General features: G+C 43.5%; 2 protein-coding genes. Both read left to right on the top strand.

All coding sequences use genetic code 11. From position 1 onward, the window contains the following. Entirely contained in the window at positions 1-9,513 is a 9,513-nt protein-coding gene (locus tag LOS73_RS19965) for an amino acid adenylation domain-containing protein (RefSeq protein ID WP_457934200.1), read from the top strand. A gap of 11 nt (positions 9,514-9,524) precedes the next feature. Beyond that, positions 9,525-14,717, top strand: a complete 5,193-nt coding sequence (locus LOS73_RS19960) for an amino acid adenylation domain-containing protein (protein WP_457934199.1) — start codon at positions 9,525-9,527, stop codon at positions 14,715-14,717. Positions 14,718-14,788: the final 71 nt, after the last annotated feature.

Genomic DNA, 14,788 nt, shown 5'->3' with positions numbered 1-14,788 from the left:
ATGAAGGCTGCTGTATTAATAAAGCATTTAAAAGATAAGGGAATAACGCTTTTCCTAAGTGATGGGAAATTAAAAAGCCAAGCAACGGCTGGTGCGATTACTAAGGATATTGGCAGTCAAATCCGTGAAAGCAAAAACGAGTTAGTTGCTTTTTTGGCCTCTGAACAGGCGATTCCTCGTACCCAAAAAGACGAGTATGAACTGTCTTTTAGCCAGCAGCGCTTGTGGTTTTTAGATAGGTTGGAAGGTCAAACATCCACGTACAATATGTCAATCGCCTATCAACTTATGGGGATGATTCAGGTACAGGCACTAGAAGGTGCCTTAAATGATTTACTTAAGGCAAATCCCTCGCTTGCTGCCCAATTTTATGAAATTAATGGGCAAGCCAGTCAAGTTTTTCGCCAAGACATTGCAGTAAAATTGCAAACGATACAAGCTGATAACGTAGACAAGGAATTCATAAACAAGCAGTTAGCCGAAGAGGCCCAACGCCCTTTTAACCTTGCAAGCTCTCCGATGCTTAGGGCGCAGGTTTACCTACAAGCTGCTGATGTTTCAACCCTACAACTAACCTTTCATCACATTGCTGTTGATGGTTGGTCAATAGAGTTACTATTTGATCAGCTTGCTGCTTTCTATCAGGCCCGTGTAAACGAAAAAGTGTTAGTTGCCACAGAGCAACCTTCACTTGGCCTACATTACGGTGACTATGCGGCTTGGCAGCAGGGATACTTTCAGGCAGGTGGATTTGACAGCTCATTAGAGTACTGGGCGCAGCGGTTGGCAAATAGCCCTGTTATGCATGCTCTGCCCACAACAAACAACAGGCCTGCAAAGCTTGGTACCAGAGGTGACAAGCAAGTTTACACTATTGATGCTGACTTATGGCGCAATGTGACCAACTTGGCTAAATCATCTCAAGTAACCCCCTATATTTTCCTTTTAACGGCATGGGGGAGCTTCTTACAGAAATTAAGTAATCAGCAAGACGTTGTGATTGCAACACCCGTTGCAGGACGCAACAGGCAAGAGCTAGGTGCAGTGGTAGGGATGTTTGTCAATACACTACCTATTCGAATGAGTGCAGACTTTGGGTTGAGTTTTAAAGAAGCCTTAAGAGGCGTAAAACAAGCCGTGATGAAGGACTTTCAGCACGATGAAGTGCCTTTTGACTTGATTGTTGAGTACTTGGGCCTCACGCGCAGCCTAAGCTTTTCTCCACTAGCGCAATTGTTATTTAGCTTTCAGGAAGCATATCCTAAAACGTTGACATTAAGTGGGTTAGAAACGTCAGTAAAACAACTTAATACCGGAACTGCTAAGTTTGAGTTGAGTTTAGAGGTTACACAAGCAGGTTCAAGTGCTGACTTTTTGTGGGAATTTAATACGGACTTATTTTCAGATAAGCAAATAGCGCAATGGTCAGAACAATTTTTTCACTATTTGAGCCAGCTTACTTTAGATGCAGATAAGCCATTAAGTGGCTATGACATTGTTACCCAAAATGAATATAAATATCTTACCCAGCATGTTAACCAAACTAAATCAGACTACATAAACGACAAGTGCATACATGAGGTATTTGAGCAACAGGCTGAAAAGCACCCTCAAGCGGTGGCCTTAGTTTTTGAAGAAAAACAGCTGACTTATGAAGCATTAAATAGTCGTGCCAATCAACTTGCCCACTACCTGAGTGAGCATAAGAATATTTCACCCGATACATTAGTCGGGTTGTGTTTTGAACGCTCTATTGAAATGGTTATTGCTATTTTAGCTATTCTTAAGGCCGGTGGCGCTTATGTACCGTTAGATCCAGACTACCCGGAAGCGCGTCTAAAGTATATGTTAGACGATGCTAAGCTAGATACTGTTATTACCCTCAGTAGCCTAATTGATCAAACATCAGTTAAAAGGTCACAAGCAATTTGTTTGGATGATGCATGCTTACAAGATGAGCTAGCGCGTTTTTCGACAGATAACCCATCGGTAACCAATAAAAATTTACAAATTCATCACTTGGCCTACGTCATATATACATCAGGCTCAACAGGAAAGCCGAAAGGGGTCCTACAAACCCATGAAAACGTATGCCGGTTGTTTTTAACAACTGAAGGTGATTTTAATTTCAGTGCTTCTGACACCTGGACATTATTTCACTCCATTGCGTTTGATTTTAGTGTTTGGGAGTTATGGGGCGGATTACTTTATGGCGGCAAGCTCGTCATCCCTAATTACGCATGCACTAGAGATCCCAAACAGTTTGCCACCTTGTGCCAAGCCCAAAATGTAACCGTTTTGAACCAAACACCAAGCGCTTTTAGCTCACTCTCTGAAGTTATACTAAAACAGAATATTGAGCTGCCTTATTTAAGGTGTGTTGTTTTTGGTGGTGAAGCGTTACAAGTAGAAAGCCTAATGCCATGGTGGGAGCGTTTTGGTGATCAGCAACCTAAGTTAATTAATATGTATGGTATTACCGAAACAACCGTACATGTTACTTACAAGCCATTAAGCAAGGCTGACGTAACCCCCGCATCTGTCGGTAATAAATTGGCTGACCAGACCATATATTTGTTAGATAACCATAAAAAGCTAGTGCCAAAAGGCACTGTTGGTGAAATATATGTAGGGGGAGCTGGGCTCGCTAGAGGGTACCTAAATAAACCGGAGATCACGCAAGAAAGGTTTATACCTGATCCATTTACTGCCAAGGTTGATGCGAGGCTGTACAAGTCAGGTGACTTGGCCAGATACCTTGATAATGGTGAACTTGAGTTTATTGGTCGTGCAGATGAGCAGATAAAAATTCGGGGGTTTCGAATTGAGCTTGGAGAAATAGAGCACCAACTGGCAGAATGTGATGGAGTAGACTCCAGTTTAGTGTTAGTGAAGGAAAACCACGCTGGTGAAAAGTCACTTGTAGGCTACGTGAAGCTAAACACCCCATGTCATGTGGAGGAAGAGTCCAGCGCTATTGTCCAGCAAATAAAAAGTGCAATTGCATTGGTGTTACCTAACTATATGCTGCCACCAGTAATCATGATTGTGAATGAGTGGCCACTCACGGCAAATGGTAAAGTTGACAAACAAATGCTTCCCGAGCCGGCGCAATCGATACTGCAAACAGCCTCGAAGCATGAATTCAAAGCACCGCAAACAGATAAAGAGCAGATTTTAGTTAATGCCTGGTCTGAAGTACTTAACTTGGATTCAGATAAAATAAGTACGCTTGCAAACTTTTTCGAGCTTGGCGGGCATTCACTACTTGTCGTAAAGCTGGTTTCGGCTATTCAAAAGCAAGGGTGGGAACTTACTGTTCAGTCTGTATTTGCTGCTGCAAACTTAGCTGAGCTGGCTGAAGAACTTAAGCCTGCAAACCAATTTGACGTCTATCAAACCCCGGCGAGCGCGATCCCAGAAAGTTGTGAAAATATTAGTCCTGACATGTTGCCGCTTATCGATTTAACGCAGCAGGAAATTGACCATATTGCGAGCCAAATCCCTGGTGGGATGCCATGTATCAAAGACATCTACCCGCTAACCCCGCTTCAAGAAGGTATGTTGTATCACCACATGCTAGCCCCAGAAGATGATCCCTATGTAATAACGACTTACTTGCGCGTAAATAGTCGAGCTTCATTTGAAAAATTTGTGGCAGGGCTGAACTTTGTTATACAACGGCATGACGCACTAAGAACCGCCTTTTTCTGGAATGAATTAGACACGCCTGCTCAAGTTGTACAGCGTAGTGCGTCAATACCAGTGCAATGGTTACAGGCTGTGAATGGGCAAGATGCATTAGTTGTTTTAAAGCAAAACATCATCACCAGCATGGACTTAGCCATAGCACCATTGTTTCACCTTGCTGTTGTAGAAACAGCACAAGCTGAGCATTATGTTAAGTTAACTTGGCATCATTTAGTTGATGACAATACCAGCCTAAACATTATTGTAGATGAGTTGTCAGCCTGGTTTAAGGGGGATACAGAAACGTTACCCAGCCCTATCCCATATAGGGAAGCTGTTGGGCAAATACAGCACCATCAGAAGCATACCGATGCAACTTGCTCTTTTGAGGCAATGCTAAGTGATGTTTCAGAGCCTACAGCGCCTTTTGACCTGCTTAGTGTTAACCAAAAAGTACAAGCAACAGAGCTCGCTGCCGCGTTATCATTCGATTTATCAGCGCAAATACGCCAATGGACAAGTGAAAATCATTGTAGCCCAAGTGCATTTTTCCATGCGGTTTGGGCACTTGTTATATCTGCGTGTTGCAGTAAAGAACAGGTGGTTTTTGGAACGGTAATGTCTGGCAGGCTGCAAGGCTCACAATGGGCCGAGCAAATGGTTGGCCTATTGATAAACACGCTGCCAATAAAAGCGCAACTGAACAACCAAAGCGTGCTGTCGCTGGTTAATACCATCAGTAAATCTATTCAGAATTTAATTGCTTATGAGTATACACCGCTAACACAAGCCCAGAGCTGCTGCGATATTGAGGGCGATGCCCCATTATTTAGCTCAATCATTAATTGCCGTTTTAGTTTTGAAAATCAGCCAGTACGGGATGCCAACAATGAGTTTACTTTTTTAGAAGCACACGAGCGCACAAACTACCCACTTGGGTTATCAGTTGATGATATAGATAACACGTATCATCTGACATTAAATGTAGATAGTAGCGTTAATGGTAAGCGTGTGATGAGTTATGTTACAACAGCTGCGTCTAGGCTTATGACTGCTCTATTACAAGCGCCTGAACAAGCTGCTAACACTTTGTCAGTAATACCAGACACTGAACAGCATCAATTAATAAGCGCTTTCAACAATACGGCTTGCCCATACTCGAAAGAGGCACTGATCCATGAGTTGTTTGAACAGCAAGTTGAAAAAACACCTGACAATATCGCCCTAGTGTTTGCTGAAACTGAACTTACTTATCAGGAATTAAACACAAGAGCTAACCAATTAGCACGTGGCATTCGTAATCAGTATGAAGTTCGTTATGGTGAGAGCTTAAAGCCAGATACATTTGTTGCTCTATACCTAGAGCGAAATGTTGAGCTGATTATAAGTATTCTCGCAGTATTGAAAGCTGGTGGGGCATATTTGCCTATCTCACCCAATGACCCGCAAAAGCGTGTGCAATATATATTACAAGATACGCAAGCGCCTATCTTACTAACCCAATCAAAATTTACTGAGCAGCTAAGTCAGGTCACTGAGATGAACTCATCTCAACCGGAATTATTGGTTGTTGATGAGCCAAGTGTGTTTGGCTCACATAGCGAGGACAACTTACCCAGATGTGGGGAGCCAAGCCAACTGGCCTATGTTATTTATACTTCTGGTACAACTGGCCAGCCCAAGGGGGCAATGTTAGAGCACAAAGGGATCGTTAACCTGATCGAGCATGATATCAAAACTTTTGATATCAGCTGTGGCGAACGTATTATGCATGTTCTTCCAATGCAGTTTGATGCGGGCGGACAAAGCTTATTCCACGGCCTATGTGCAGGGGCCCAAGTTCACTTTGTTGACGCTAAAATTGATCTAACCCAGTTTATGATATCGCACGATATTAACTATTGTGCGATGACCCCTGCGTTATTAGGGGCTCAGGTGGTACGCCAAATCCCATCGTTAAAAGTCATTATGGTGGGTGGGGACAACTGCACAAAAGACCTGGTTAATACATGGACCCAGCAGTGCCGGCTATATAATCTTTACGGCCCAACTGAATGCTCAATCGTGACTACCATGAAAGAGCTTAAGCACAATGAAACCCCTGTGATTGGTGGCCCAGTCGCGAATACCCAAGTGTATATTCTTGATCAGCAATTAAAACCAGTGCCTATTGGGGTTACTGGTGAGTTATATATATCAGGTGTCGGATTGGCAAGGGGATATCACAATAAGCCCGAACTTACCAAAGAAAAGTTTATAGAAACCTCTTTGCCAGGCGCTCCATTTAGCCGCTTATATCACTCAGGTGACAGGGCGCGTTGGCTTGAAAATGGAGAGTTAGCATTTGCAGGTCGTAAAGACCACCAAGTAAAAATACGTGGGTTTCGCATTGAAGTGCAAGAAATTGAGCATCACTTATCAGCAATTGAAGATGTCTCGGAAGCTTATGTGAAGGCAAGGGGTAAAGCAAAAGCTAAACAGCTTGTCGCCTACGTGACACTCAAAGGAAAGGCTTTAGATACAAAACATTCAAGAGAAAATATGGTGGCCAATCTAACAGGCTATTTAGGCAAGCATTTGCCAAGCCATATGTTGCCATCCCATTACGTCTTTTTGGACAAAATGCCACTAACAAATAACGGTAAGTTGGATGAAAAAGCACTGCCAGAACCTGAGCTTAGCCAGTCGGCACCTGAACAGGAATTGCCAACTAGTGCACTTGAAATTGCACTATGTGAGCTTTGGCAACAAGTTCTTGGAATTGAAAAAGTAGGCTTAACCGATAATTTCTTTAACCTTGGCGGTGATTCAATATTATCTATACAACTTGTATCAAGGGCAAATAACCAAGGCATTTCGTTAAGCGTCAAGTCACTTTTTGATAACCCAACAGTTACTGAGCTTGCAAAAGTCGTGCGCTTTGAGTCAGTTAATATAGGGCTGCAAGAGGCGGTGACTGGCAATATGCCGTTATTACCTATCCAGCACTTTTATTTTGATAAAAACACTGAGCAACCTGAACACTTCAATCATTCACTACTGCTTCATGTTCCAGCTGACTTAACTGAAGCACATTTGTCGAAGATTGTTGATGCACTATACCAACGCCATGATGCATTACGGCTAGTATTCAATCAAGGCGAGGATGGCCACTGGCAAGCGCTGCACACCCCGCTTACTAAAGCGTTTTTAGATGATAGCCTTTCCTGCCAGGTAAGGCCTGAAAGCCAAGCGTGGGAAGTGTGGATTGAAGCTCAGTGTGGACAGTGGCAGCAGAGCTTCGACCTTCAAAATGGCCCGTTATTTAAAGCCGTCTTGTTACAGGAAGGAGAGGAACCTCGAAGCGAAAAACGGTTGTTTTTATTGTTCCACCACTTAGTAATTGATGGGGTTTCTTGGCGGATTATATTAGATGACTTGCATCTTGCATATAAGCAGCTAAGTAAAGGTGATGATGCCAGTGTTGCATTACCAGGAAAAACCGCGTCTTATCAGGCCTTTGTAAGTGACCTTGTCGATTCCTCAAACAAGGAAGAAATTGTAGATGAGCTCGAATATTGGCGAGCACAAAATCGAACATTTAATTTACCATCCGAACATAGCGTTTCAGGCAACCCAACGATTGCTACCACACAAAAGGTAAGCTTTACACTGGATAAAGCCGAAACCGAATTGTTGCTGCAGCTATCTAACTCAACATATCGCACACATATCAATGAGCTGCTGCTATCAGGAATGCACCTTGGCTTGTGCCGTTGGGGGGGCTTAGATAGCGTTAAGTTTATATTTGAAAGTCATGGCCGGGATGTGCCATTTAGCGACCAGGATATCAGTCAAACACTGGGCTGGTTTACAAGCTTCTATCCTGTTTACATCGAACAGGCAAATGAGGGGCAGGACATACAAGCGCACCTTAAGCAGGTCATTCTGAAGGTTAAGGAAACATTACGGGCCATTCCTAACAATGGTTTAGGCTACGGCTTATTGAAGTACAACCATAATGAAGCGAATGCTCAACTTAGTCATGATTATCAGTCTGTAGCATTTAACTACTTAGGTGTGTTTGATGCCGACAAGCAAATGGCATCGCTTGGCAGCAACAGCTTTAGTGAAGCTAAAGAAGGTCGAGGCGAACACCAAAGTGGGCGGCACCCTCGTTGGCATAAATTGGGGTTAAATGGCTGGGTTAAGCAAGGTCAGCTGAGCTTCACGCTTGATTATAGCGCCCTTGAATATAGCAAACACAATATGCAAGGCCTAGTAAAGGAGCTGAAACAAGGGATGCTTGATGTTATTGCCCATTGCCAACAAGCTCAACCTTGCTTCACGCCATCGGATTACCCATTAGCCAATGTTAAGCAAACAGAGTTGGCAAAATGGCAGCATCAATTTTCAGATATGCAAGACCTATACCCGGCTACCCCTATGCAGCAAGGGATGATTTTTGAAACGCTTAAAGAGCCAAAAGCCTATATGCTGCATCAGGATATTGTGTTTAGTGCAAATACCAGTTTTAACGCAATGCAAGAAGCATGGTCAGAAGTAATGGCACGCCATTCCATAATGCGTACGCGTTTTGTGGGCATAGAAAGCGCCAATATACACCAAGTTGTTTTACCAACCGGGCAATTTGAGTGGCATCAGTTTGACTGGTCTGGATTAACTTTAGAAATACAAGATACAAAGTGGGAAGAAGCTATTGAGCAGAACTATAAAAGGGGCTGCGACTTTACCCTTGAGCCGCTTACCCGCATCTATTTGGCACAACTTTCATCTACTCGTTGGAGGCTGCTCTTCAGTCAGCACCACTGCCTGTCTGACGGTTGGAGCCTGCCCATTATTTTAGGTGAAGTGTTTAGTCTTGCAGAGAATAAGTCTGACGGTAATAACTATCAACTTCCTCCTGTTACAGACTACAAGCAGTATATTGATTGGTATTTCAAGCAAAACCAGCAACAAGGGTTACAGTTTTGGCAAGGAAAGCTTGAGAACGTGACTCAGCCTTGCTTATTGATGCCACCAGAAGATGAAAGCGGTCTGCGGGAATATTGTGAGAAAGTCATTACCTTTGACGTAGCCCTTAGCCAAAAGTTAAACCGCTTCTGCAGAGCGCGCAGTACGACACTTAATACTGTTATGCAAATGGCTTGGTCGTATCTGTTAAGTCAATATACGCAATCCGATGACGTGGTGTTTGGCACCATAGTCTCTGGTCGTGACTGTGATGTTGACGGCATACAAACCATGGTAGGGCTGTTTATCAATACCTTACCATTGGTTTCTCATCTCGACGTAACACAAACCATTGAAAGCTATTTGCAAACGCTACAAAAGCAGCAGCTTGAATGTAACCAATATAATTATTTGCCTCTGAATGACGTTTGCATGCAAGCGAAAAATGCAGGCATTAAATCGGGTGAGCGTCTATTTGATACCTTGCTTGTAACCGAGAACTACCCTACTGGTGAAGCACTTAACTCCTCTCAGGCGTTAACCAAAACTAAAATTGAGCAGGTAAGCGCCAAAGAGCATATCGACTTTGGTTTGTCGGTCGCAGTCGTGCCTGACGAGGAGTTTTGGGTGCGCTTTAGCTACAAAAGTGGCGAATATTCCACAACGCTCATCAATCAAATATCTCAACATTTCAAGGCAATTATCAACAGCATTGTAAGCCAAACGGATTCTGCTGCGTTAGTTGGTTCACTCGAAATGCAACAAGACGAAATTGATGACAAACCGTCAATGAGTGCGCTGATAGATGAACTAAATGACCTAAGTGAAGCGGAACTAGCTGAGCTGTTAATGGCAGAAGAAAAATTATAAGAAGTATGAATATGGAAAATAACAAAAAAGACATGCTAAACAAGTTAAATCAATTGTCGCCTGCGCAGCGCCAGGCGTTATTGAGCAAGATTAAGCGTCAAAAGGAAAATCAACAAGATGAGTTGGATGCGCAAGCGTTATTCTCGCAAGCGTCAACAATTACCGAATTATTTGAGAAAGCTGCTGAGACGTACCCAGAAAAGACAGCTTTAGTTTTGGGTGACGAACAAGTCAGTTTTGACGAGCTAAATAGACGGGCCAACCAGCTTGCACATTTTATAAAGCAACAGGCGCTACCGCCAGAGAGCTTAATTGGCTTAATGTGTGACCGTTCCATCGAGCTGATAGTCGCCATTTTAGCGATCCTAAAAGCTGGCGCTGCCTATGTTCCACTCGATCCTAACAACCCCAAAAGCCGTCTGTTATATATTGCTCGAGATAGCCAATTAAAGCTAATTTTAACGCAAGAAGGCGTATCTGACATTTTGGCCGATGATAACAAAGAGTATGAGCTTGTTAGCCTGAACCGGCCTCAGGTCAAAGAGCAGTTAGCTTCGCTACCAGAGCAAAACATAAGTGTTCCCCCTTCCGAGAGTCGCAATACCGGAACCTCCCTTGCTTATATTATTTACACATCCGGTTCTACCGGCCAGCCAAAAGGGGTAATGGTTGAGCACAATAATGTAGTGCGTTTATTTAATGCCTGTAATGCCTATTACCAGTTTAGTGAGCAAGATGTGTGGGTTTTGTTTCATTCATACGCTTTTGATTTCTCGGTGTGGGAAATTTTTGGTGCGCTGTTATATGGGGGGACGCTCGTCATTGCCACTCAAGAGGCATGTCGTTCACCAGAGCAAATACAAGACTTACTGATACAAAATAAGGTGACGGTATTAAATCAAACCCCCACAGCTTTTTATAACCTGATGCCTTATTTTATCAAGGGTATAGCGGCTAATAGACTGCGTTATATTATTTTTGGTGGAGAAGCGTTAGAACCGAGCAAGCTAACGCCAATGTTTGATTGCTTTGCGGATAACCCTGCACTGAAAGCACCTGAAATAATTAACATGTATGGCATCACAGAAACAACGGTTCATGCAAGTTATTATCGCGTTACACCTGATGATTGTAATAAGCGCTCAAGCCCGATTGGCAAACTGTTAAATGACCTTAAGGGCTTTGTATTTAACCAGTCTTTACAAGCAGTGCCTGACCTGGTTGCTGGTGAGTTATATATTTCTGGCGCAGGGGTGACACGAGGCTACCTGCACAGAAACGAGTTAACAGCAGAGCGGTTTGTTGAGCACCCCACTCAGCCGGGCTTAAGGCTGTATCGCACAGGTGACCTGGTAAAACGCATGCCAGGTAGTGAGTACCATTATGTAGGACGGGTAGACCAACAGGTTAAAATTAGGGGGTTTCGAATTGAGTTAGGGGAAATTGAGTCAGCGCTTACCCAATTGCGCGGTATTTCAGCGGCAGTGGTTAACCCATTTGAAAACGCGGACGGGGATAAAAACCTTGCCGCATATTTAGTGCCATCTAACAAGACGAGTGATAAGCAGCATGACATTGATGAGATTGTTCAGCACCTGAATAAAACATTGCCTCAGTACATGATCCCGGTCACATTTCAATATTTGGAAGCACTGCCTTTAAACCAAAATGGTAAAGTTGAACGAAGTGCTTTACCAAAACCTGAGCAGATTCAAGTTGCTCAAAAGGCATACGAGGCACCATCTTCCAAAGCTGAAAAAGTGATCGCAGATGCTTGGCAAAGCGTACTTGATATTGAGCAGGTTGGTATTCACGACCACTTTTTTGACTTAGGTGGTGACTCGATCAAGTCGTTAGCCGTAGTGAGTAAAGTGCGTGAATCAGGACTGGGGATCAATGTAGCAGACTTATTCGCTTACCCTGTGCTGGAATCCTTAGCCGCTTGTATTCAAAAGCAAGTGCCGCAAGCTTCTTCGAAAATAATGGATCTTTTTTCACTCTGCCCCGACAGCGATAAAACAAAGCTACCTCCGGATGTTATCAATGCCTACCCAATTTCTAAACTCCAGGAAGGGATGATTTTCCATTATGACAGCCAAGTTAGTTCAGGCAGCGTTGAAACGAAAGGCTTGTACCATAACGTCTCCCGGATCAGTTTAGATATTTCAATTGATATTGCCGCGTTTAAAACTGCACTTGCTCGTTTGGTATCACGACATGACATTTTGCGTACCAGCTTTCATATGCAGGGCTTCAGTATCCCATTGCAACTTGTGCACCAGAAAATTGAATTACCGCTGAGTTACACCGACTTGAGTATGTTTGATACAAAAGAGCAACAGGAGCTTTTAGACCTAGCCTATACCCAAGCACTTACCAAGCGACTTAATGTAGAATTGCCTCCTTTATTTAGCGTGCATGTACACAATTTGTCTAGCCAAAAGTCTGAAATGACCTGGGTGGAGCATCATGCATTGCTGGATGGCTGGAGCGTGGAGATCTTATTTAAGGAGCTTTCTGAGCTTTATCAGGCCGAACTGGAACAGCGTGAAGCACAATTAGCTGATACACCCCAATATGTTAACTTTATCGCAGCAGAGCAAGAGGCAATTGCTAACAGCGCTAACCCCCAATTCTGGCGTGACTATTTGCAAGACGCTGAGTTTGCATCTTTGCCTGCACCTGACCAAGTAAGTAAAAATAAACGTACCAGCATTACCCATTCATTTGATGAGGCATTGACAAATGCGTTAGAGCAGTTGGCAAAACAACTAAAAGTGTCCTTAAAGTCAGTGGCGCTCGCTGCCCACATGCATGTACTGAAAACCTTTACAGGGGAAGAGGACTTGATTACAGGCCTGAGTCTTCATGGACGGCCTGAACTAGAGAATAGTAGTCAAAGCCTAGGCTTATTTGTAAGCGTTTTGCCCTTTAGGTTAAAAGTGGAGCAGGAAAGTTGGCAGCAGCTTATCATTGCGGTGAGCCAAGGGGAGCAAAAAATTTGGCAGCAAAGGCACTTCCCATTGAGCGGTATCCTGGAAGCCACAAACCAAACAGCGTTATTTAATTATTCTTTTAATTTTTTGGATTTTACAACGGTTGCCCATGATTCCAGCCAACACTTAAACAAGGTTGAAGGTGTTAAAGCACATACGGCAAACGAATTTAAACTCTCAGTTAACTTCAACCGAGCAGATGACAAGCGACTGCAAATTGGCATGACATGGGATCAGAATGCGTTTTCGGATGAGCAAATAGAACTTCTGCTGCAGTATTATGAAACCACAGTACGTGTAATGACTTCGGCGCCAGAAACCGCTTTATACGCTTGCGGTCAGGAAGATGAAACCAAGCTCTTGGCATTTAACAGTAAGCCATCACTAGACCTTGGAAGTTATTCAGTTTGTGAAGTGTTTAAGCAGCACGCGGCGCAAGCGCCTGACAAGTTGGCAGTTCGCTTTGCTAAAACTCAGCTGACTTACAGGCAGCTTGAAGATAAAAGTAATCAACTTGCAAACTATTTAACCCAGCAAGGCGTGCTGCCAGGCAATAGGGTTGCTGTAGTTACGTCACGCTCTTTGGATATGATTATTTCAATATTAGGCATTCTTAAAACGGGGGCCTGTTATGTACCCATTGACGTTAGGTATCCAGTACCTCGTATTAAGCAAATGTTACAAACCAGTGACGCTAACTATATGCTCTACGAGGCTAGCTTTGCTGATGATTTAACAATTGATAGCGCAAACAGTAGCGAGTTAAGGAATGCGATTGCAAAAGCAGGCCTACTGTCAGGTGAATATGCCAGTAAAGACAGTACTTCGAGCTTATTGAATATCATCTTTACATCGGGCTCTACAGGTGTGCCTAAAGGCGTTGAGATTACCCAAAAGGGGCTGCTCAGGCTACTGAAGAACCAGTCTGTCCGTCAGCTACCAAAGAATGATATGGTGATGCTGCATTTATCTGCATTAGCATTTGATGCCGCAACTGAGGAGATCTGGCTTCCTCTGTTAAGTGGGGGAGAGCTCGTTATCTACCCTGAACAGCACATTGACTTGAACAAGCTTAGCCAGGTAATAAAAGCAAATAATATAAACACCGCATTTCTAACCGCCGCATTGTTTGAAAGATGGGTTGAGCAGTTACCTTACGGTAAAACAGGGTTAAGCTACCTGACTGTTGGCGGGGATGTGTTAAACCCGGTTTCAGCAAGCCGACTTTACCAAAAAGACCCCACCATTAAGCTATTTAATGGTTACGGGCCATCAGAAAATACGGTTTTTAGCACGTTTTTCCATGTTCCGGAGGCGGTTGATAGCCGGTATGCCATTTCACTTGGATCACCGCTGGACAATACTTATGCCTACGTATTGGATAAGGAGCAGCGGTTATTACCTGTTGGTGCGCCTGGTGAGTTGTATTTGGCGGGTGATGGGTTGGCAAATGGCTATTATGAGAACCAAGCTCAAACAGATGACAAGTTTATTGAGTGTCAACTTCGGCCAGGCGGGAATAAGCGCAAGCTATATAAAACAGGCGATCAGGTTTTCTGGAACCAGTCCGGTACGCTCAACATGCTTGGCCGGGTTGATAATCAAATAAAGCTGCGAGGCTTTAGGATTGAACCAGGCGAATTAGAACGTGCACTTGAATGTCACCCGGATGTTAACCATGCCGCTGCCATCTTGCATTGCGACGAGCAGGGCAAAAAGTTAATAGCCTTTGTTTCTGGTGGCTTGCCTTCAAAAATAGCTGAAACCAACGGCATTATGAAGAAGTTTCTAAAAGCACGCTTACCCCATTACTTAGTCCCTTCTTTGGTTATAGGTATTGAAGACATCCCCCTTACTGTAAACGGCAAAGTTGATCGTAATGCGCTAAAAGAATACTCAATTGCTTCAGCATTGAGTGCGATACCAGCAACAGAATTAGCCTCACCTTCAACTGAAACAGAAGAAAAGTTACTGTCTATCTGGATTAATGAAATTAAGAATCAGTCAATTGGTGTGGAGTGTAACTTCTTTGATTTAGGAGGTGATTCACTCAGCGCCACTAGGCTTGTAAGTGTCATTAACCAGGAACTCAATATCAGCCTTGCTCTTAACCAGGTCTTTGAACATCAAACGATAAAAGAGTTGGCGCAGTATATAGACGTTAATTTCCGTAACACTACAGAAGCAATGGAATCTCTCGTTTTTTAAATTAAATATATTGGCGCTTTCACCGCTAACTGGACATATCCAATGCGGTGAAGCTCCAAAATTCAAGGGTA

It is taken from the genome of Pseudoalteromonas sp. SCSIO 43210, assembly GCF_054133285.1.
Note: the sequence above shows the minus strand (reverse complement) of the source record. Positions and strands in the feature narration are given on the sequence as shown.

Coding starts and splice junctions, on each gene's coding strand:
- LOS73_RS19965 (WP_457934200.1), top strand. CDS start 1: ATGAAGGCTGCTGTATTAATAAAGCATTTAAAAGATAAGGGAATAACG.
- LOS73_RS19960 (WP_457934199.1), top strand. CDS start 9,525: ATGGAAAATAACAAAAAAGACATGCTAAACAAGTTAAATCAATTGTCG.